Annotated in this window: 18 protein-coding genes and 2 tRNA genes; 5 read left to right on the top strand and 15 right to left on the bottom strand. The window is 62.3% G+C overall.

The window, feature by feature from the left end; translation table 11 throughout:
- The first annotated feature begins 21 nt into the window (after positions 1-21).
- The 3 genes from murI (at position 22) to H3H39_RS21235 (ending at position 1,295) form a co-directional block, all read left to right on the top strand.
- Positions 22-912 carry a glutamate racemase gene (gene murI / locus H3H39_RS21225; protein ID WP_182156271.1) on the top strand — a complete coding sequence of 297 codons (891 nt, stop codon included), beginning with the start codon at positions 22-24 and terminating at the stop codon, positions 910-912.
- A gap of 125 nt (positions 913-1,037) precedes the next feature.
- Positions 1,038-1,113 (top strand) — tRNA-His (locus H3H39_RS21230).
- A gap of 106 nt (positions 1,114-1,219) precedes the next feature.
- Positions 1,220-1,295: transfer RNA gene (locus tag H3H39_RS21235), tRNA-His, on the top strand.
- 108 nt (positions 1,296-1,403) lie between these two features.
- On the opposite strand, the gene H3H39_RS21240 is transcribed toward H3H39_RS21235, so the two are convergent.
- Positions 1,404-2,342, bottom strand: a complete 939-nt coding sequence (locus H3H39_RS21240; protein WP_182156273.1) for a collagen-binding domain-containing protein — start codon at positions 2,340-2,342, stop codon at positions 1,404-1,406.
- A gap of 299 nt (positions 2,343-2,641) precedes the next feature.
- On the opposite strand from H3H39_RS21240, the gene H3H39_RS21245 reads away from it, so the two are divergent.
- Both H3H39_RS21245 and H3H39_RS21250 read left to right on the top strand, forming a co-directional pair.
- Positions 2,642-3,091, top strand: coding sequence for a hypothetical protein (locus tag H3H39_RS21245; RefSeq protein WP_182156275.1), 450 nt, complete (start codon positions 2,642-2,644; stop codon positions 3,089-3,091).
- Positions 3,092-3,174: 83 nt separating this feature from the next.
- Positions 3,175-3,342 (top strand): hypothetical protein, encoded by a 168-nt coding sequence (locus H3H39_RS21250; RefSeq protein WP_182156277.1) that lies wholly within the window; start codon positions 3,175-3,177, stop codon positions 3,340-3,342.
- An 85-nt stretch (positions 3,343-3,427) separates the two neighbouring features.
- On the opposite strand, the gene H3H39_RS21255 is transcribed toward H3H39_RS21250, so the two are convergent.
- The 14 genes from H3H39_RS21255 to H3H39_RS21320 form a co-directional block, all read right to left on the bottom strand.
- A complete protein-coding gene (locus H3H39_RS21255) occupies positions 3,428-3,766 on the bottom strand; it encodes a hypothetical protein (RefSeq protein WP_182156279.1) in 339 nt (112 codons plus the stop codon).
- A gap of 152 nt (positions 3,767-3,918) precedes the next feature.
- Positions 3,919-4,266 (bottom strand): energy transducer TonB, encoded by a 348-nt coding sequence (locus H3H39_RS21260; RefSeq protein WP_182156281.1) that lies wholly within the window; start codon positions 4,264-4,266, stop codon positions 3,919-3,921.
- Positions 4,267-4,329: 63 nt separating this feature from the next.
- Complete coding sequence (locus tag H3H39_RS21265) at positions 4,330-4,668, bottom strand: energy transducer TonB (RefSeq protein ID WP_182156283.1); 339 nt, start codon at positions 4,666-4,668, stop codon at positions 4,330-4,332.
- Positions 4,669-4,716: 48 nt separating this feature from the next.
- Positions 4,717-6,450 (bottom strand): methyl-accepting chemotaxis protein, encoded by a 1,734-nt coding sequence (locus H3H39_RS21270; RefSeq protein WP_229218169.1) that lies wholly within the window; start codon positions 6,448-6,450, stop codon positions 4,717-4,719.
- Positions 6,451-6,774: 324 nt separating this feature from the next.
- Positions 6,775-7,839 (bottom strand): tRNA dihydrouridine(20/20a) synthase DusA, encoded by a 1,065-nt coding sequence (gene dusA, locus H3H39_RS21275; RefSeq protein ID WP_182156358.1) that lies wholly within the window; start codon positions 7,837-7,839, stop codon positions 6,775-6,777.
- Positions 7,840-7,913: 74 nt separating this feature from the next.
- Positions 7,914-9,746: a translational GTPase TypA gene (gene typA / locus H3H39_RS21280; protein WP_182156285.1), complete on the bottom strand. Its 1,833-nt coding sequence runs from the start codon at positions 9,744-9,746 to the stop codon at positions 7,914-7,916.
- A 221-nt stretch (positions 9,747-9,967) separates the two neighbouring features.
- Positions 9,968-10,891, bottom strand: a complete 924-nt coding sequence (gene truB, locus H3H39_RS21285) for a tRNA pseudouridine(55) synthase TruB (RefSeq protein ID WP_182156287.1) — start codon at positions 10,889-10,891, stop codon at positions 9,968-9,970.
- A gap of 42 nt (positions 10,892-10,933) precedes the next feature.
- On the bottom strand, positions 10,934-11,356 hold the full coding sequence (gene rbfA, locus H3H39_RS21290; protein ID WP_182156289.1) for a 30S ribosome-binding factor RbfA: 423 nt from the start codon (positions 11,354-11,356) through the stop codon (positions 10,934-10,936).
- A gap of 86 nt (positions 11,357-11,442) precedes the next feature.
- Positions 11,443-14,298 (bottom strand): translation initiation factor IF-2, encoded by a 2,856-nt coding sequence (gene infB / locus H3H39_RS21295; protein ID WP_182156291.1) that lies wholly within the window; start codon positions 14,296-14,298, stop codon positions 11,443-11,445.
- 46 nt (positions 14,299-14,344) lie between these two features.
- Positions 14,345-15,910 (bottom strand): transcription termination factor NusA, encoded by a 1,566-nt coding sequence (nusA, locus tag H3H39_RS21300; protein WP_182156293.1) that lies wholly within the window; start codon positions 15,908-15,910, stop codon positions 14,345-14,347.
- Positions 15,907-16,395 (bottom strand): ribosome maturation factor RimP, encoded by a 489-nt coding sequence (gene rimP / locus H3H39_RS21305; RefSeq protein WP_182156295.1) that lies wholly within the window; start codon positions 16,393-16,395, stop codon positions 15,907-15,909. The genes nusA and rimP overlap by 4 nt, the downstream gene beginning before the upstream one ends.
- 288 nt (positions 16,396-16,683) lie before the next feature.
- Positions 16,684-18,756 (bottom strand): pseudouridine synthase, encoded by a 2,073-nt coding sequence (locus tag H3H39_RS21310; RefSeq protein WP_182156297.1) that lies wholly within the window; start codon positions 18,754-18,756, stop codon positions 16,684-16,686.
- Positions 18,743-19,546 carry an SMC-Scp complex subunit ScpB gene (scpB, locus tag H3H39_RS21315; RefSeq protein WP_182156299.1) on the bottom strand — a complete coding sequence of 268 codons (804 nt, stop codon included), beginning with the start codon at positions 19,544-19,546 and terminating at the stop codon, positions 18,743-18,745. Before scpB ends, H3H39_RS21310 begins: the two co-directional genes overlap by 14 nt.
- A gap of 201 nt (positions 19,547-19,747) precedes the next feature.
- Complete coding sequence (locus H3H39_RS21320; RefSeq protein ID WP_182156301.1) at positions 19,748-19,894, bottom strand: hypothetical protein; 147 nt, start codon at positions 19,892-19,894, stop codon at positions 19,748-19,750.
- Position 19,895 lies beyond the last annotated feature (1 nt).

The following is a 19,895-nucleotide window of genomic DNA, read 5'->3' on the forward strand; positions in this document are numbered from 1 at the left end:
TTGCCGTTTACCGAGACCACCATGCACCCTATCCCCGCTATCTCCACCGACCCGGACGCGCCCATCGGCGTATTCGATTCCGGCGTGGGCGGCCTGTCCGTACTGCGCCATATCCGCGCCCAGCTGCCGCATGAGCACCTGACCTATTTCGCCGATATCGGCTACGCACCCTACGGCGACAAGCCGGAAGCCGTGGTCACGGCGCGCGCGCTGGCGGTGGCGGACTTCCTCGTCACACAAGGCGTCAAGGGCTTGGTGGTGGCCTGCAACACGGCCACCGTGGCCGCCATCAAGGCCATCCGGGCGCGCTATCCGCTGCTGCCCGTGGTGGGCGTGGAGCCCGGCCTGAAGCCGGCCGTGGCGGCCAGCCACAATGGCAAGATCGGGGTGCTGGCCACGGACCGCACGCTGTCGGGCGAAAAGTTCCTGCAGTTGCGGGCCCAGATCAGCGGCGCCAGCGGGGCTGAATTCCTGCTGATGCCGTGCATCGGCCTGGCCGACCAGATCAACCTCGGCGAGCTCGACACGCCGGCCACGCAAGCGCTGCTGCAACGCTACGTGGCGCCACTGATCGCGCAAGGCGTCGATACGCTGGTGCTCGGTTGCACTCATTATGTGTTCGTGCAACCGGGCATCGAACACGTGGTGGAGCGCACCAGCGCCCATCCGGTCGCCATCATCGACACGGGCGACGCCGTGGCGCGCCAGATCGCGCGCCTGTTGCACGCGGCCGGGCTGGAGCGCATGCCGGCAGCGGACGCGAACGCGGGCGATTGCGCCGGCGCTGCACCGTCGCCAACGCCGTCACCAGCCAGACTGCTGGGCTACACGAGCGCCGGCGCGGACGAATTGGCGACCGCGTTCAGCAACCTGCTGGGCCTGGCCCCACCTGTGCAAAGCGTGACCATTTAGGTGCGCCGCGCGCGTGATCGGCGCGCCGCTGTGACAACCTGTGCATTTAGATTTGCACGTTTCAAAACTGGCTTGTATAATTCGGCACCTGTCTCGCAAACACCGAGACAAACGTAAGACCAGTGGTGGCTGTAGCTCAGTTGGTAGAGTCCAGGATTGTGATTCCTGTTGTCGTGGGTTCGAGCCCCATCAGCCACCCCACCGGATTCGTAGTACGCAAAAGGCCATAAGTTCATCCTTGTGGCTTTTTTGTTTTAGTAGAAACACCTGCCGTCGCGCCTGGCGCGATGGCCGTAGCAAGTCAGTGGTGGCTGTAGCTCAGTTGGTAGAGTCCAGGATTGTGATTCCTGTTGTCGTGGGTTCGAGCCCCATCAGCCACCCCAAGAATTCGCAGCAAACAAAAAGCCACAAGTTCGCACTTGTGGCTTTTTTGTTTTCCAGCCCGCCCCAGCCCGAAGGCGGGGCCGGGGCTATCCGGCGATCGGCGACGCTCAGGCTTTGGACTGGCGGCGGCGCATCAGCATCAGACCGGCCAGGCCCACGCCCATCATGGCCCAGCTCGATGGCTCAGGTACCGGCGAAGTAGGCAGCACGCCGGCGAAGGTGCGGTCATGCAGCTCGCCATCGCCCACGTAATTGGCGGCGTACAGGAAACCATTCATGGCCGAGCCGGCGCTGACCGTGGAGGTGCCCGCCAGCACGGTGCCATACCAGCCGCGGAAGTTCACGGCGGTGGTGTCGACGAAGTTCCAGACGATATGGTTGCCCATATGAGAGTTATCGTTGAAATTGCCATTGATGGTGAAGGCTTTCGCGCCATTACCACCCACCACGCCATCGTAGCGCACGTTGATGATGACGGTGCCGGCCGTGCCACTGAAGTTGATGTTGGCGGCCGAGCCCAGCTGGCTGGTGGTCAGGTTGAACACCGAGGTGGAGCTGGCGCTGCCGGTCAGGTTGAAGGTGAAATTATTCGGGTCGGCGGCGTTCAGCACGCCGTTGGCGTTGCTCATGCCGGCCAGTTGCCCTTCCAGCGCGTTCAGCGGGTTGGCGAAGTCGGCCATGGAGAAGGTCGGCACGCCGTGCTGGATGCTGCCGCCGCCATTCAGGTTGAAATGGCCGGCGTTGCTGTTGATGTAGTTCACCGCGCCACCATTGTTGACGTTGCCGCCGCCATTGGCCTGGATGTTGATGGCGTTCACCGCCACGTACGCGGATGGCGTATTGCTGGGGTTATTGTAGAAGGTGGCGCCCTTGACCAGGTTGTTGGCCACCAGCCGGCCCTCGACATCGCTGGCGGTGGAGAAATTGCCGGTCACTACGCCGTTGAACTGGGTCAGGATCTGGCTGGCCGTCAAGGTGTCGGCATGGGCGGAGACGGCGGCCAGGGTCGCCACGGTTCCAATCGCAAGGGTGTTCAGTATGCGCATAGCGGATGTCGAGAAAGTCGAAAGAGTGTCCAATAGGCTATTTTAAACTATAACCAATAAAAATTATCAAATCGCAACTTGAAATGTTTTTATTGCATGTTTGAAAGTCATTCACCAAGCACCAGAAAATGTCTGGCTTTATTGCACGACGGAACTGGTTTAACGCTACAATAAGGTGTCGCCGGGCCCGCCCATGCGGGCCTCTGAAGCAGCAGCAATCCGGGCCGAATCGCCGCCCTGCTCCCCAACAACACTGAACAGGAATGCCCCGCCGTCACCGGCTGGAGGCGCATGAGTATATGTCTGAAGAAATCTCCAACCAGGAAATCACCACCTATGGCAAGGACACGCCCGTGGGCCGTCCCGATATCGATGGCCGCGCCGCCGTGTTCGTGCCCACCGGCGCGTTTGACCTGGACAATACCACCACCATCCGCAAGGGCGCCGGCGTAGTAGGCTTCGGCAACCCGGATGGCTCGCTGACCGTCTATTTCGAAGCCAACCGCTTCGACGACAGCAGCCTGCACAAGTGGGAAAACAAGGCCCGCAAGGCGTACGACCGCATGGTGATGAACGCGCCCACCGTGTCCAAGGCCAAGATCGACGCCCGCATGCTGGAACAGATCGGCACCATCGATGGCATGGGCATCCACCTCAAGCATCCGGAACGGTTGCGGCACTGGCTGGAACTGTCCAATGCGCTCGATACGGCACCCGCTGACGCCGTGGTGCTGTGGCGCAATAAATAATCCCCATCCACGCGCCATCGTCCTACAAAACCGTGGACGATGGACCGATGGCATATCGTGGGTTCATGCACTAGACTGGGTGTATGAATATCTCGCACCACATGCCGTTCCACGTTCCCGAGGCCACATTGGCGCACGTGCGCCATGTCGCGTGGGGAACGTTCCTGCTGGGCTTGGTGGGTACATCGGCCTACCTGCTGTGTTCGGAATTGGCCATGCTCGATAACGGCACGCTGTACATGCTGCCCTAGCCTGCTTCCACGCAAAACCAAACAAGCCCGCTACGCCGGCATGGCGTAACGGGCTTGGCATTGTTATGCCGCGACGTCGAACGTGTCAGCGGTGGCGGTAAGCGCCTCGGCCGCCCCAGCGGTGGCCACAACACCAGTTGCCGAACACGAAGTCCAGTCCTATCGTCACGGGCGGATAGTAATAAGACGGCGCGGGCGCAGCGTACACGGGCGCGTAGACTGGCGCCGCATACACGGGCTGGGGCGCATACACGGGCTCGCTGCTGTATTGCACGCGCGACGCGCCGGCCGGCTCCACCGCCACCGTATGCCACTGGTACGGGTCCACCGGGGCGGCGCGGCCGCCATAATAGGTGGGCGCCGGCGGCGCCACCACGCAACCACCCAAGGTCGCCAACGCCAGCACTGCCAAGATCGTTTTCATCGCATTCTCCTCCTGTTCGTACTATAGGGAAAATTGACGCCCCGCGCTGCGGATTTACAGCTTGTTACACCCGTTGGGAGAGCGGAAACGCGGGCCGCCCATGAAAAAACCGGCGCGCGGCCGGTTTCTTGTGCGGGATGGCGGTTGCCGGATCAGTCCAGCTTCCAGGCGTAATCGACCTTGGTCCAGGTTTCCGCTGGCGCGCCATCCTTGGTGCCCGGCTTGAACTTGCAGGCGCTGATGGCCTTGATGGCCGCCTTGTCCAGGTTCTTGAAACCGCTCGTCTTTTCCACCTTGGAGTCAGCCACCGTACCGTCGGCCTTGACCAGGAACATCATCGATACCGTGCCCTGCTCCTCGTTCATCAGCGATGCCTTCGGATATTCAGCCTTGCAGTTCTTGGCATCAAAGGTGGCGGGCACTTCGCCCGCATACGCCACCGCCGTGCCCGACATGAGCACCGCCGCAAATACACTCAACCAACGCTTATTGATAGACATCTGTTTTCCCCAAGTGGCTAATTCTGGATCAAGTTACCGACGGCAAGTGCCGCGTGCGCGTTATTACAGTTTCCAGTCGTAATCGACCTTGGTCCAGGTCTGGGCCACGGCGCCATCCTTGGTACCCGGCTTGAACTTGCAGGCGCTGATGGCCTTGATGGCGGCCTTGTCCAGGTTCTTGTAGCCGCTCGATTTTTCAACCTTGGAATCGACGACGCTGCCATCCGCCGACACCAGGAAAGCCATCGACACATTGCCCTGCTCCTCATTCATCAGGGATGCCTTGGGATAGTCCGCGCGGCAGTTCTTGGCGTCGAACGTGGCGGGCACTTCGCCCGCGAAGGCGGCGCCGGTGCCGGACAGGAGGAGGGCTGCGATGATGCTGGTCGAAACTTTGTTCATATTCTCGTTATTCCCACTACGTTTATTATTGAAAACTAACAGAAGCGATTAAAACTCTTCCCACTCATCTTCAGCCTGGGCGGCGGCCATGGCTTTCTTCGGCTTGGCGACGGGTGCGGCGGCCAGCTTGCGCACCGGCGCGGCCGGACGGCTCACCGCGGCAGGCTTGACCACGGCCACCGGCGGCGTGTAGGCGACCGGGGCCACGCGCGTCTCACCTTCCACCAGCTTGAAGATGCTGACCACCCGCGCCAGTTCGCCAGCCTGGTCCTGCAGGCTCTGGGCGGCGGCGGCCGCTTCTTCCACCAGCGCCGCGTTCTGCTGGGTCATGCTGTCCATCTCGATGATGGAGTGGTTGACCTGCTCGATGCCGGCGCTCTGTTCCTGGCTGGCGTTGGCGATCTCGCTCATGATGTCGGTCACGCGGCGCACGGATGCCACCACTTCGTCCATCGTCACACCGGCCTGGCCCACCAGCTTGGTGCCGGCGCCCACTTTTTCCACCGAGTCATCGATCAGCGACTTGATTTCCTTGGCGGCGCCAGCGGAGCGCTGGGCCAGGTTGCGCACTTCCGACGCCACCACCGCGAAGCCGCGGCCCTGTTCGCCGGCGCGGGCCGCTTCCACGGCCGCGTTCAGCGCCAGGATGTTGGTCTGGAACGCGATACCGTCGATCACGCCGATGATGTCCACGATCTTCTTGGCCGAAGCGTCGATCGAGCTCATGGTGTCGACCACTTGCGACACCACGGCGCCGCCCTTCATGGCCACGTCGGAGGCGGTGGCGGCCAGCTGGTTCGCTTCACGGGCGTTGTCCGCGTTCTGCTTCACGGTCGCCGTCAGCTCTTCCATGGCGGTGGCCGTTTTTTCCAGCGAGCTCGCTTGCATTTCCGTACGCGACGACAGGTCGATATTGCCGGCCGCGATTTCGCGCGAAGCCGTGCCGATGGTTTCCGTGCCGTTGCGTACCTGGCCCACGATGTCGACCAGGCTGTCGCGCATTTCCTTCATCTCGGCCAGCAGGCTGTCCTGGTCGCGGCTGTCGGTGGCGATCATGACGGACAGGTCGCCCTTGGCGATGCTGCCGGCGATGCTGGCGGTGTAGTCGGGTTCGCCGCCCAGCTGCTTGAGCAGGCCGCGGGTGATGACGATGGCGGCCAGCACGCTGATGGCCACGGCCAGCGCGCCCAGCACGATCATGAAAGTACGGGCGCTGGCGAAGCCGGTGGCGGCATCCACTTGCACCTGGGTGTTCAGTTTGTCTTCGAGGGCGGTCAGCTGATCGAGGGCGGCCATCCACTTTTTCTGCACGGGACGGATTTCCTTCATCATGACCTTGGTCGCGTCTTCGGCCTTGTTGGCCAGCCACAGCTCGGAAGCCTTGGCGATGGCGGGCAAGGCGGCCGCTTCAAATTCCTTGATCTGGCCCAGCAGGGCCTTTTCTTCCGGGGTCGCTTCCAGCGCGAACTGGGCGCTCAGTTTCTTTTCCGCTTCGCCATATTTGGCGGCCTGGTCCTTGATGCGGTTCATTTCCGGCTCCAGGTCCGAGCCTTCGGGCATCAAGGTCAGGATGCGCAGCGCCGTGATGCGGTCGCTGACGTTGGTGCGCATCTCGATCACCAGTCGGGTAACGACGTTATTGACACCCACCACGTGGTCCAGGCGATCCTGGATCTGCGCCATGCGGGCGATGCCGACAGCGGTGACGGCCACCAGGAACAGCAACACCAAGGCGAACCCGAGACCCAGTCGCGTCCCAACTTTCATTTTTGCTAAATTCATTTCGTCTCTTCGTAAGTGACACTATTGATCAAGAATTTGCCCTGGAAACCAAGCTTCGTGTGCTTGGCGATCCACCGGGCCCGTGCTGTTAGGCGTGCGACAGTAGCAAACAATGACTGCGAATGCAAAATGCGCGACTCCACCAGCGGCGCGCATTTCCTGAGGTGCTATACACAAACGGAATTCGGTGGATTTGTGTGAATATTCAAGAATTATAGATGTGAAATTTGCCTCAAAGCAAGCAAAAACTGCCTCAATTTTACGCAAGAAAACTTTCTGCGTAGAAATTGAGTTGCCACCAACAATTACTTGGAAAAAGCGGGCTTAGGGCGTGGAATGGCGCAGCCGGGCGGCCGCTTCGAGCAGTAAACGTGGGTCGGCGGCGGCCAGTTTTTTGGAGTCCGACAGGGTTTGGCGGAACGCTTTGGCGCCAGGCAAACCCTGCATCAAACCGAGCATGTGGCGGGTGATGGCATTGAGCTTGAGGCCACGGCCGCCCTCCTGTTTGAGCTGGGCTGCGATGTAGGGCACCATGGCCGCCAGCACCTGTTCGCGCGTGGGGCGCTCGGCCGTGTCGCCATAATAGCGCTGGTCGAAACCGGCCATCATGAACGGGTTGTGGTAAGCCTCGCGGCCCAGCATCACCCCATCCACGTGCTGCAGGTGCTGGTCGATCTCGGCCTCGGTCTTGATGCCGCCGTTAATGAGGATTTCGAAGTCGGGAAAATCGCGCTTGAGGCGGTAGGCGAAATCATACTTGAGCGGGGGAATCTCGCGGTTTTCCTTGGGCGACAAGCCCTTCAGGATGGCATTGCGGGCATGCACGATGAAGGTGCGGCAGCCGGCGTCGGCCACCGTGCCCACGAAGTCGCGCACGAAGTCATAGCTTTCCGTCTGGTCGATGCCGATCCGGTGCTTGACGGTCACGTCGATGGTGACGGCGTCGCGCATGGCCTTGACGCAATCGGCCACCAGTTGCGGTTCGGCCATCAGGCAAGCGCCGAACGCGCCCTTCTGCACCCGTTCCGACGGGCAGCCGCAATTGAGGTTGATCTCATCGTAGCCCCAGTCCTGGCCCTTCTTCGCGCTCACGGCCAGGTCGGCCGGATCGCTGCCGCCCAGTTGCAGGGCGACCGGATGCTCTTCCTCGCTGAAGCGCAGGTGGCGCTCGACGTCGCCGTACACCAGCGCACCGGTGGTCACCATCTCCGTGTAGAGCCAGGTGTGGCGCGTGATCTGGCGGTGGAACACGCGGCAGTGGCGGTCGGTCCAGTCCATCATGGGGGCGACGGACAGGCGGCGGGAAGGCAGGATTTTGGTAGTCACGATATTACTCACACAACTTGCATAATAAACAGGGCTCAAAACGGCAAACCCGCTGCCCTGCATCACCGGTGAAAGTCATGCAGGCACAGCGGGCCTGGGCCGCGCGCCGGCTGGCGCGCGTGGTCATGCGGGGGCGATTACGCCTCGCGCGACGCTTTCTTACGCTCGTGCTCTTTCAGGAAGCGCTTGCGCAGACGGATCGATTTCGGGGTGATTTCCACCAGTTCGTCGTCGTCGATGAATTCCACTGCGTATTCCAGCGACATCTGGATCGGCGGCACCAGGCGCACCGCTTCGTCGGTACCGGACGAACGCACGTTGGTCAGCTGCTTGCCCTTGATCGGGTTGACCACCAGGTCGTTGTCACGCGAGTGGATACCGATGATCATGCCTTCGTACACGGGGTCGTTGTGGACCACGAACATACGGCCGCGATCCTGCAGTTTCCAGATCGCGTAGGCCACGGCGGCGCCGTCGTCCTGCGAGATCAGCACGCCGTTGCGACGGCCGCCCAGTTCACCCTTGGTGTTGTCCACTGGCGCGTACTCGTCGAAGATGTGCGACATCAGGCCGGTACCACGGGTCAGGGTCATGAACTCGGACTGGAAGCCGATCAGGCCACGGGCCGGGATGCGGTATTCCAGGCGCACGCGGCCCTTGGCATCCGATTCCATGTTCTGCAGGTCGCCACGACGACGGCCCAGTTCTTCCATCACGCCACCCTGGTTGGCTTCTTCCACATCCACGGTCAGCAGTTCGAACGGTTCCTGGCGCACGCCATCCACCATCTTGAACACCACGCGCGGACGCGACACGGCCAGCTCGAAACCTTCGCGGCGCATGTTTTCGATCAGAATGGTCAGGTGCAGCTCGCCGCGGCCCGACACTTCAAAGATGGTGTCGTCGTCGGTCGGTGCCACGCGCAGTGCCACGTTGGCTTTCAGTTCTTTTTCCAGACGGTCACGCAGCTGGCGGCTGGTGACGAACTTGCCTTCGCGGCCGGCCAGTGGCGAGTTGTTGACCATGAAGTTCATGGTCAGGGTAGGCTCGTCGACGGTCAGCATGGGCAACGCTTCCGGGGTGTCCGGTGCGCACACGGTCGAACCGATGCCGATTTCTTCGATACCGTTGATCAGGATGATGTCGCCGGCGACGGCTTCATCGACCAGCACGCGCTCCAGGCCCTTGAAGTTCAGCACCTGGTTGATGCGGCCCTTGATCGGGGTCGAGTCAGGACCATTCAGCACGATCACGTCCTGGCCGGTCTTGACGCGGCCGCGGTTGATACGGCCGATACCGATCTTGCCCACGTACGAGGAGTAGTCCAGCGAGGTGATTTGCATCTGCAGCGGGCCGTCCGGATTGTCGTCACGCACAGGCACGTGCTTGAGGATGGCGTCGAACAGCGGCTTCATGTCGCCTTCGCGCACGGTGTCGTCCAGCGAAGCGTAGCCGTTCAGGGCCGAAGCGTACACCACCGGGAAGTCCAGCTGCTCATCGGTCGCGCCCAGCTTGTCGAACAGTTCGAAGGTGGCGTTGATGGCCCAGTCAGGACGCGCGCCCGGACGGTCGATCTTGTTGACCACCACGATAGGCTTCAGGCCCAGCGCCAGCGCCTTGCGGGTCACGAAACGGGTCTGTGGCATCGGGCCTTCCTGCGCATCGACCAGCAGCAGCACGGAATCGACCATCGACAGCACGCGTTCCACTTCGCCGCCGAAGTCGGCGTGGCCGGGGGTGTCGACGATGTTGATGTGGGTGCCTTCGTACTCAACGGCGCAGTTCTTCGACAGAATCGTGATGCCGCGTTCTTTTTCGAGGTCGTTCGAATCCATGACGCGGGTTTCAACTTGCTGGTTGTCGCGGAAAGTACCGGACTGACGCAGCAGTTTGTCGACCAGGGTGGTTTTACCGTGGTCAACGTGGGCGATGATAGCGATGTTGCGAATTGCGCGTTTTGTAGTAGACATGATCGTTATATTTGCTGAAAAACTGCGGGGTGCGTACGGGGGTGTACGAGGCGTTACAGTGCTTGCCAAATTCTGGAACCGCGTAGTATAGCATGGTGCGCTGCAACTCCCCTTGAAATTCCTAATATTTTCAAGGAGTTGTCCAACCACACGGCGGTGTCAGGTCTGTCAATCGGACATTTCGCATGCGAAATGTCCGATTGACAGACCTGACACCGGTTTTAAGTGTGGGCGGTGGCGATCAGGCGCTCGGGCGCCAGGATGCTGTATTCGCCCAGCTGGGCCGTGCCCAGCAACTTGTCGTCCAGGTAGACCCGCACCCGGCCTTGCTGCTCCGGTACGGTGACGGGCTCCTTGCCCAGCGCCAGGCGCTGGCCTTGCAGGAAACGCTTGGCCAGCTCGGCGTTCAGGCGCACGGCCGGGAAGCTGGACAGCAGCGCATCGACCGGCGCCAGCAGGCCAAGCGGCTCAGGATGGGCCAGCAGCGCTTCCAGCGTGATCATGCCGTCGGCCGTCAGCGCGCCCACCTGGGTGCGGCGCAACGCGTTCAAGTGGGCGCCGCAACCGAGCGCTTCGCCGATGTCCTGGCCCAGCACGCGGATGTAGGTGCCCTTGCTGCAGGTGACGGCCAGCTTGAGGAACGGCGCCTCGTAACCGAGCAGCTCCAGCTTGTGGATGACGACGTTGCGCGCTTCGCGCTCCAGCGTGATGCCGGCGCGCGCGTATTCGTACAGCGGCTTGCCGTCGCGCTTCAAGGCCGAGTACATGGGCGGCACTTGCGCGATGGGGCCGCGGAAACGGGCCAGCACGGCTTCGATCTGGTCCAGCGTCACCTTCACGTCGCGCGTGTCGACCACTTCGCCTTCCGTGTCGCCGGTGTCCGTGGTCTGGCCCAGGTGCACCACGGTTTCGTAGGTCTTGTCCGCTTCCAGCAAATCTTGCGAGAACTTGGTCGCTTCGCCAAAGCACAGCGGCAGCAAGCCGGTGGCGAACGGATCGAGCGTGCCGGTGTGGCCGGCCTTCTTGGCGTTGAGCACGCGCTTGGCCTTGATCAGTGCGTCATTGCTGGAAAAGCCGACCGGCTTGTCGAGCAGCAGTACGCCGTCGACCAGGTCGCGGACTTTTTTCGGGTGGTTTTGCTTCATGGTGATGGTGGCGCCGCGGCACGCGCGGCGCCACGCCTGTCCTTATTCCGCGTCCGTATCAGCGTCGGTGCGCTGCTGGCTTTGCTCGTCGTCGAGCGAGCGGGTGGCGTTGGCCTGGTCGATCAACGCCGACAGTTCCATGCCGCGCGCGGTCGAGATGTCGTGCACGAAGTGCAGCTGCGGCAAGGTGTGGATGTGCAAGCGCTTGCCCAGCTGGTTGCGCATGTAGCCGGACGCCTTGTTCAAGCCTTCGATGGTGTTCTGCACGGCTTCCTTGCTGTCCTTCAGCATGGTGAAGAAGATCTTGGCGTGCGCGTAGTCGGGCGTGAGCTGCACTTCCGTCAGCGTGATCATGCCGACGCGGGGATCTTTCAATTCGAACGCGATGATTTCGGACAGGTCGCGCTGGATCTGGTCCGCCACGCGCTGGCCGCGCTGTGGAATGGTTTTGCTATGTTTTGCCATGATTCGGTACTGCCTTCCTAAAACGGCAAGTGGACGGAAGCGCTGCGCCTCCGTCCACTTGCCTGGTCTCGCCTGTACGTTGGGGATTACAGCGTACGTGCGATTTCCTGTACTTCAAACACTTCCAGCGAGTCGCCCACCTGGATGTCGTTGTAGTTCTTCAGCGACAGACCGCACTCGAGGCCGGCGCGCACTTCCTTGGCATCGTCCTTGAAGCGCTTGAGCGAGTCGATCTCGCCCGACCACACGACGATGTTGTTGCGCAGCAGGCGTACCGAGGAGGTGCGCTTGACCACGCCGTCGGTGACCAGACAGCCGGCGATGGCGCCCACTTTCGACACCAGGATAACCTGGCGGATCTCGACCTGGCCGATGACGGTTTCCCGCTTCTCCGGCGCCAGCATGCCCGACAGTGCCGACTTCACATCGTCGATCGCGTCGTAAATGATGTTGTAGTAACGGATGTCCACGCCGTTCGACTCGGCCAGCTTGCGCGCTTGTGCATCGGCACGGGCGTTGAAGCCGATGATGACCGCTTTCGAGGCCACCGCCAGGTTGACGTCCGATTCCGTGATGCCGCCGACCGCCGCGTGCACCACTTGCACCCGCACTTCCGAGGTCGACAGTTTCTGCAACGAGCTGACCAGTGCTTCCTGCGAACCTTGCACGTCGGTCTTGATGATCATCGGCAGGTTCTTCACTTCGCCTTCGGCCATCTGGTCGAACATGTTCTCCAGCTTGGCGGCCTGCTGCTTGGCCAGCTTCACGTCGCGGAACTTACCTTGACGGAACAGACCAATTTCACGCGCCTTGCGCTCGTCAGCCATGACCATGACTTCTTCACCAGCTTGCGGCACTTCCGTCAGACCCTGGATTTCGACCGGGATCGATGGACCGGCTTCCGTGATCGGCTTGCCGTTCTCGTCCAGCATGGCGCGCACGCGGCCATAGGAGGAGCCAGCCAGGATCACGTCGCCGCGCTTCAGGGTACCGGACTGCACCAGGATGGTGGCGACCGGGCCCTTGCCCTTGTCCAGGCGGCCTTCGACCACCAGGCCACGGGCCGGCGCATCGACCGGCGCCTTCAGTTCCAGCACTTCAGCTTGCAGCAGCACTTGCTCCAGCAGCGCGTCGATGCCCTGGCCGGTCTTGGCCGACACCGGCACGAATGGCGATTCGCCACCGTATTCTTCCGGCACCACTTGCTCGGCCACCAGTTCCTGGGTGACGCGGTCCACGTTGCCGCCCGGTTTGTCGATCTTGTTGATCGCCACCACCAGCGGCACGCCGGCCGCCTTGGCGTGGGCAATCGCTTCCTTGGTCTGCGGCATCACGCCGTCGTCCGCCGCCACCACCAGGATGACGATGTCGGTCGCCTTGGCGCCGCGGGCACGCATGGCCGTAAACGCTTCGTGGCCTGGCGTATCGAGGAAGGTGATGATGCCGCGCGGGGTTTCCACGTGGTAGGCACCGATGTGCTGCGTAATGCCGCCCGCTTCGCCGGACGCCACTTTGGCGCGGCGGATGTAGTCCAGCAGCGACGTCTTACCGTGGTCGACGTGGCCCATGACGGTCACGACCGGTGCGCGCGAGATGGCTTCGAAGTGGGCGTGTTCACCCTGGTCGGCCAGCAGCGCTTCCGGATCGTCCTGCTCGGCGGCAAAGGCTTTGTGGCCCATTTCCTCGACCAGAATCATGGCCGTTTCCTGGTCCAGCACCTGGTTGATGGTGCACATCTGGCCCAGCTTCATCAGCTGCTTGATGACCTCGGATGCCTTGACCGACATCTTGTGCGCCAGTTCGGCCACGGTGATGGTTTCAGGCACGTACACGTCCTTGACCACGGCTTCCGTCGGCGCCTGGAAGTTCGTTTCGCGATCTTCCGTGTGGCCGCCGCGGCGACCGCCGCTCTTGCCGCCGCTGCGCCATGCGTCGCGGCCACCGGTCGAGCCGGTATTGCCACGGCCCTTGGGTGCGCCCGGTGCGCCGCGCTTCTTGGCATCGTCCGACCAGGTCGACGAGACATTGGCCGACTTGATCGACTTCTTGTCGGCCGTGACCGGTTTCTTGTCGTCTTTCTTCTCGCCAGGCTTCTTGTCGGCAGGCTTGTGCAGCGTGCCTTCCGGTGCCTTGGCCTTGACCGGGGCCGGTGCCGGCTCCGGTGCCTTGATGGCGCGCCGTGGCGCGTTCATCATGGCCTTGATCTGTGCCACCTCATCGGCCACGGCCTTACGGGCGCGCTCGGTCGCTTCCGCTTTTTCAGCAGCTTCCTTGGCGGCGGCGGCGGCCTTCTTCTTGGCCTCCTCGGCGGCGGCGGCCTTCTTCTCTTCCGCGGCGGCGTCCACAGCAGCCGGTGCGGCGGCGGCGCCGGCGGCGGCGTCGGCAGCAGCCTTGGCGGCGGCTTTCTTCGCTTCCGCTTCCGCTTCCTTCTTCGCTTCCGCTTCGGCGGCGGCGGTCGCTTTCGCTTGCGCTTCCTTCTCCGCGTCCAGCTTGGCCAGCGCTTCCTGCTTCTCGCGCAGTTCCGCTTCCTGGCGTGCGATCAGCTCCGCCTGCTTGCGCATTTCCTCTTCACGGCGCGCCACTTCGGCGGCGTCGATCACGGGCGCGGCGGGTGCGGCGGCCGGAGCCGGCGCAATATCGTCGCGCTGCACGAAAGTGCGCACTTTCTTGACGGCGACCTGGATCGTGCGCGACTTGCCCGTGGCGTCGGCCTGCTTGATCTCGGTGGTTTCCTTGCGCGTCAGCGTGATCTTTTTCTTTTCGGTGTCAGCCGCCGCGCCGTGGGTACGGCGCAGGTGATCCAGCAACTTATCCTTATCATCTTTCGACAATGGATCTGACGTCGAACTTTTCTCGACGCCGGCAGAACGCAGCTGCGTCAGCAGCAAATCTGCAGGCATCTTCAGTTCGGTGGCAAATTGGGCTACGTTGTTACTCGCCATTCAGTCCTCTTTTCTATGTGTCGCGGAGATGATAAAGATACTCAAATTAAGCCTTTGCGGATTCGGCAAGACTCCATGCCTTGGCTTGCAAGCCTTTGGCACGATCGTCGTACTTCGAGTCAACCAACTTCATCTCTTCGTCGGTCACATCTTCAAATTCACTCTTAATCAGTTCTCGTGCACGGTCGGCGGACAGGGCCAGGATGGCGCCAAATTCGTCGTAGGCCAGTGCAGCAAATGCTTCTACGGTCTTGATACCAGCCAGACCCAGCTTGCCGGCGGTGATGCGGTCCATGCCTTCCAGACCAACCAGCGCCTCGTCCATGCCTTCCAGGCCTTCTTCCGAAGCGATCGCTTCGGTCACCAGCGCGTCGCGGGCGCGGGTCCGGAGTTCATTGACGGTATCTTCATCGAACGATTCGATTTCCAGCATTTCGGAGATCGGCACGTAAGCGATTTCTTCCAGGCTGGCAAAGCCCTCTTCCACCAGGATGTCGGCCACTTCCTGGTCGACGTCCAGTTTCTCCATGAACAGGGCGCGCACGGCGGCCGTTTCCTGGGCTGCCTTGTCGGCCGATTCCTCAGCCGTCATGATGTTGATCTTCCAGCCGGTCAGGTCGGAAGCCAGGCGCACGTTCTGGCCCGAGCGGCCGATAGCGATGGCCAGGTTTTCCTCGTCCACCACCACGTCCATGGCGTGTTTTTCCTCATCGACCATGATCGACGACACGTTGGCCGGGGCCAGCGCGCCGATCACGAACTGGGCCGGATCTTCCGACCACAGCACGATGTCCACGCGTTCGCCGCCGAGCTCGCCGGTCACGGCTTGCACGCGCGAACCGCGCATGCCCACGCAGGTGCCGATTGGATCGATACGCTTGTCGGCCGTGTAGACGGCGATCTTGGCGCGCACGCCGGCGTCGCGGGCGGCCGATTTAATTTCCAGCATGCCTTGCTCGATTTCCGGCACTTCCAGCTCGAACAGCTTCATGATGAATTCAGGCGCGGTGCGCGACAGGATCACCTGTGGGCCGCGCATATTGCGGTCGATGCGCAGAATGTAGGCACGCACGCGGTCGCCGATACGCAGGTTCTCTTTCGGGATCATCTGGTCGCGCGGCAGGCGCGCTTCGATCTTGCCCGATTCGACGATGGCGTCGCCGCGTTCCATGCGCTTGATGGTACCGGTCACGAGCGAGTCGCCGCGTTCCAGGAAGTCCACCAGGATCTGTTCACGTTCAGCATCGCGCACGCGCTGCAGCACCACTTGCTTGGTGTCCTGCGCGAAGCGGCGGCCGAATTCCACGGATTCGATCGGCTCTTCGATGTGGTCGTCCACTTCGATATCGGCGATCTGTTCCTTTGCTTCGAACAGCAGGATTTCCTGATCCGGCAGCTGGAGGCCAGCTTCGTCCGGCACCACATGCCAGCGGCGGAAGGACTCGAATTCACCCGACTCGCGGTCGATCGAAACGCGGATATCGACTTCACCTTCATAGCGTTTCTTCGTGGCTTGCGCCAACGCGAATTCCAGCGCGCCGAAGACCACATCCTTATCGACGTTTTTCTCACGCGCCAGCGCGTCTACCAATAACAAAACTTCGCGACTCATGCTTTGCGTCCCTTAAAAACCACCTGCGGCACCAAGTGTGCCTTATCCATATCGGCGAGCGTGAACTCCAACAGCGCCGGACCATCTTTACTTTCAAATTCCAACGACAATTTATCGTCCTGGGGCGCCTGCAGGATGCCCTGGAACGATTTCCGGTTGTTCGATTCCGGCATGGCGACGCGCAGCTTGACGATGGCTTCACAGCCGGCAAAGCGCACGAAATCCGCCATTTTCCGCAGCGGGCGATCGAGGCCCGGCGACGAGATTTCCAACCGTTCGTAGTTGACGTTCTCGACCGTCAATACGTGCGACAGCTGATGGCTCACCGTGGCACAATCTTCCACAGTGATCGGGCCTTTTTCGGCCACATCTTCCGCCGGGAAATCGATATACACACGCAACAGTCCGCGCTCGGCCCGTTCGACATCAACCAGCTCATAGCCCAGACCGGACACGGTCATTTCAATTAACTGCGGCAGCTGCAAGAAATTCTCCAGTTCAAAGTCCGTTTCCACTATGAAAAACGGACCACTCAAAACGGTTCACCAAAAAAAAAATGGGCATCTGCCCATCTTCTTGTCATTCCAACCAGATGAAGCACTCCGAGCAAGCAGACCTTGCGAAGAACTTCAATCAGGCTGTGAATTATAACCCGTTCTTCCTTGTGCCGCAATCCCGGACATACCCCAAAGACGGGCTTACAACAAGGAAAATCGTGCTACAAGGCCCAAAAAACAGGCCCAACAGCGGACGGCGGCCAGGCCGCCGTCGCATCAACCTTTACGGCGGCGCGGCATGCCGTGGTCGATGGCGCCACCACGCGGTGGCTGGCTGCGGCGCGGCGCACCGGCGTTACCGAAACCGAACGTCGTTTGCAGCGGATCAGGCTGGCGCGGACCGCGTTGCGGGCCCTTGGCGGCGCCAAAACCCTGCCCCTGGCCTTGACCGCCCTGACCACGGCCCTGGGACTTGCCGCGCCCCTGACCCTGCCCCTGACCCTGGCCTTCGAAGCCGCCGCCCAGTGGGCGGCCGCCAGCGTAAGCACCCAACGCGCCACCTTGCGGACGGCCACCGGGACGGCCGCTCTGGCCCATGCCCATGCCGCCCGGACGACCCTGGCCGCGGCCCTGGCCACGCGCCGGTTTCGGGAACGGCAGCGCATTGTCGTTGCTGACGTCGAGACGGTTGCCGTTCGGCTCGTCGCGTTCGCCGCGCTCGCGCTTGGCGCTGCCGCCGCGCGGCGCATCGCCCGCGCCCGCGTTGCCGCCGGCGCCCTTCTTCTCCACACCGTAGGCCGCCATCAGGTCGCGCACGGTGTTTTCTTCCATCTCCTCCCAGCGGCCGCGCTTCAGACTGCTTGGCAGGGTCATGGCGCCGTAGCGGGTACGGATCAGGCGCGACACGGTCAGGCCGATCGCTTCGAACATGCGGCGCACTTCGCGGTTACGGCCTTCGCCGATCACCACGCGGTACCACTTGTTGATGCCTTCGCCGCCGCCGTCGGCGATCTTGGTGAACTGCGCCAAACCGTCTTCCAGCTCAACGCCGGCCAGCAGCTTCTGGCGCATGCCCTCTTCCAGTTCGCCCAGCGTGCGCACCGCGTATTCGCGGTCGATGCCGTAGCGCGGGTGCATCAGCCGGTTGGCCAGGTCGCCCGAGGTGGTGAACAGCAGCAGACCTTCCGTGTTGAAGTCCAGACGGCCCACGGCCAGCCACTTGCCAGCCTTCATGGTGGGCAGGCGGTCGAACACGGATGGACGGCCGTCCGGATCGTCATGGCTGACGATCTCGCCGGCCGGCTTGTGGTACACCAGCACGCGCGGCGGCTTCTTGCTCACGCGGCGCTGGATCAGCTTGCCGTTGATACGTACCTGGTCGGTGCCCAGGATGCGCTGGCCGATGTGGGCCGGCTCGCCATTGACCGACACGCGGCCGGCGATGATCAATTCTTCCATGTCGCGGCGCGAACCGAGACCCGCTTCGGCCAGCACCTTGTGCAGCTTGGGCGCATCATCGTCCGAGGTCAGGTCGCGACGCACAGCCTTGACCGGGGCGCCACGGCCGGAGCCGCCTTCTTCCGTGTCGTAGGCATCCGAGGTCACGAAGGAGAATACGGCGTCGGCATCGTTACCCTTGGGCGCGCCGCCCTTGCCACCTTGGGCGCCGCGTTGCTGCTGCTTGCCGCCCTTGCCTTTCTTCTGGTTCTGCTGGCCTTTGCCATTGGCATTAGCGTTGCCATTGCCGCGCGCTTCGTTACGTTGACCGCGCTCCTGGCGCGGCTTGCCATCCTTGGGCCAGACGCTTTCGCCTTCGGCCGGCGCCTCACCTTCCACGGCGGCGACCGGCTCAGGACGCGGCATCGTGGCCTGGCGGGCGGCGCGCTGTTCGCGCATCTGGCGTGGGCCGCGCGGCGGACGCGGGCCGCGCTCGGCGCGCTGGCCGCCGGCCGCTTCGGCCGGGTTGGACGACGCTGCGGCGGCCGGAGCGGCTTCGGCGGCAGCCGGAGCGGGCGTGGCGGCCACAGGTTTAGGTGCGGATGCAGCAAGCACTGGCGCGGCGGCATGGGCCGACTCGGGCGCGGTGGCCGCAGTCTTCGCGGCCGGCTTGGCACGCGGTTTCTTCACGGGCGCCGCAGCCGGCGTGGCCGCTGGCTGGTCGGCCGTGGCGGCCGGGGCAGCGGCTTCGGCTGCCGCCTTCGGTTTGCGTTTCGGCTTGACCGGCTCGCCGGCGGCGGCATCGGCCGCCGCGTCGGCTTCGATCTGGGCTTTGGTGCGGCGTTTAGGCTTGGCGACCACTTCGGCGACGGGTGCGCCGCTGACTGACTCTGGAGAATTAGGATTGTTCATTATTCATTTCTTGGTTGTGCTCAGCGTCAACCGTTAAATCTGGCGCAGGGCCGTGGGTAATGGCCGGGAGCGGCGATATGTCGGCCGTTCCCGCGTCTTGGCCGGCATCCGGGCTTGCCGTGACATCCACGGCCATTTCCGCCTCACCATCCGTACCAACTGCTTGTTGCGCGGCATTATGTGCCGCAAAATTTTCCTGCAGGGCCGCTTCCAGCGCTTCCATATCGGGACCGCCGCCCTGCATTTCGCTGATTTGCTGCAACGGCGGCAGCTGGGACAGCGAATTCAAGCCCAAATCATCCAAAAACTGCTTGGTGGTGCCCAGCAAGGCCGGACGGCCCACCACATCACGGTAGCCGATGGCGTCAACCCAGCCCCGGTCTTCCAACATCTTGATCGTCTGCGAATTGACGGCCACACCGCGGATTTCCTCGATATCGCCGCGCGTCACCGGCTGGCGATAAGCAATGATGGCCAGCGTTTCCAGCGTCGCGCGCGAGTATTTGGACGGCTTTTCCGGATTCAGACGGTCCAGGTACAACTTCATTTCCGGCCGGCTCTGGAAGCGCCAGCCACTCGACAGGCTGACCACTTCAATCCCTTTGCCGGCCCAGTCCAGCCGCAATTCTTCCAGCAAGACCTTGATCGTATCGGCACCCACACCGGGGCCGCGCGGCCTGCCCTGCTCATCCACTTCGACATACAGCTTTTTCAAACTGTGGATGGACAAAGGCTCATGCGCGCACAACAGCGCGGTTTCGAGGACTTTTTTCGCCTCACCAGTATTCATAGCGATCTAGTGGTTGCATTCACATGCAAGAAAGAAATCAATAACAATCAGTGAGGCATATGGCCGGCATCCGGGATGCCGCCTGGCTGGAGTACTCGCTGAAGCTGGTTTTTCCGACGCTCGGGCCGATGCGCGCTGAGCGGGAGGGAGAGACAGACCACATATGGGGCCGCGATAACGACGCAGCGGCTACCCTTGATTTCAAGTGAAACGCAGTCCTGGCACGCCGTTTTCGGGCGAAAAGCGGTGCGCACTATCTGGAACGATCCATGCCGTTTCATCCAACAGTGCGAATTGTACCTGATAAAAGACTGAAAAGCGCATTTCGCTGACGGCGAAATGTAACATG

The sequence above is a fragment of the Rugamonas apoptosis genome (assembly GCF_014042355.1).
Taxonomy (GTDB): Bacteria; Pseudomonadota; Gammaproteobacteria; order Burkholderiales; family Burkholderiaceae_D; genus Rugamonas; species Rugamonas apoptosis.

Excerpts from the sequence above, each read along its gene's own strand:
- murI (WP_182156271.1), top strand. The coding sequence starts at position 22 with ATGCACCCTATCCCCGCTATCTCCACCGACCCGGACGCGCCCATCGGC.
- H3H39_RS21240 (WP_182156273.1), bottom strand. The coding sequence starts at position 2,342 with ATGCGCATACTGAACACCCTTGCGATTGGAACCGTGGCGACCCTGGCC.
- H3H39_RS21245 (WP_182156275.1), top strand. The coding sequence starts at position 2,642 with ATGTCTGAAGAAATCTCCAACCAGGAAATCACCACCTATGGCAAGGAC.
- H3H39_RS21250 (WP_182156277.1), top strand. The coding sequence starts at position 3,175 with ATGAATATCTCGCACCACATGCCGTTCCACGTTCCCGAGGCCACATTG.
- H3H39_RS21255 (WP_182156279.1), bottom strand. The coding sequence starts at position 3,766 with ATGAAAACGATCTTGGCAGTGCTGGCGTTGGCGACCTTGGGTGGTTGC.
- H3H39_RS21260 (WP_182156281.1), bottom strand. The coding sequence starts at position 4,266 with ATGTCTATCAATAAGCGTTGGTTGAGTGTATTTGCGGCGGTGCTCATG.
- H3H39_RS21265 (WP_182156283.1), bottom strand. The coding sequence starts at position 4,668 with ATGAACAAAGTTTCGACCAGCATCATCGCAGCCCTCCTCCTGTCCGGC.
- H3H39_RS21270 (WP_229218169.1), bottom strand. The coding sequence starts at position 6,450 with ATGAATTTAGCAAAAATGAAAGTTGGGACGCGACTGGGTCTCGGGTTC.
- dusA (WP_182156358.1), bottom strand. The coding sequence starts at position 7,839 with ATGCAGGGCAGCGGGTTTGCCGTTTTGAGCCCTGTTTATTATGCAAGT.
- typA (WP_182156285.1), bottom strand. The coding sequence starts at position 9,746 with ATGTCTACTACAAAACGCGCAATTCGCAACATCGCTATCATCGCCCAC.
- truB (WP_182156287.1), bottom strand. The coding sequence starts at position 10,891 with ATGAAGCAAAACCACCCGAAAAAAGTCCGCGACCTGGTCGACGGCGTA.
- rbfA (WP_182156289.1), bottom strand. The coding sequence starts at position 11,356 with ATGGCAAAACATAGCAAAACCATTCCACAGCGCGGCCAGCGCGTGGCG.
- infB (WP_182156291.1), bottom strand. The coding sequence starts at position 14,298 with ATGGCGAGTAACAACGTAGCCCAATTTGCCACCGAACTGAAGATGCCT.
- nusA (WP_182156293.1), bottom strand. The coding sequence starts at position 15,910 with ATGAGTCGCGAAGTTTTGTTATTGGTAGACGCGCTGGCGCGTGAGAAA.
- H3H39_RS21310 (WP_182156297.1), bottom strand. The coding sequence starts at position 18,756 with ATGAACAATCCTAATTCTCCAGAGTCAGTCAGCGGCGCACCCGTCGCC.
- scpB (WP_182156299.1), bottom strand. The coding sequence starts at position 19,546 with ATGAATACTGGTGAGGCGAAAAAAGTCCTCGAAACCGCGCTGTTGTGC.
- H3H39_RS21320 (WP_182156301.1), bottom strand. The coding sequence starts at position 19,894 with ATGTTACATTTCGCCGTCAGCGAAATGCGCTTTTCAGTCTTTTATCAG.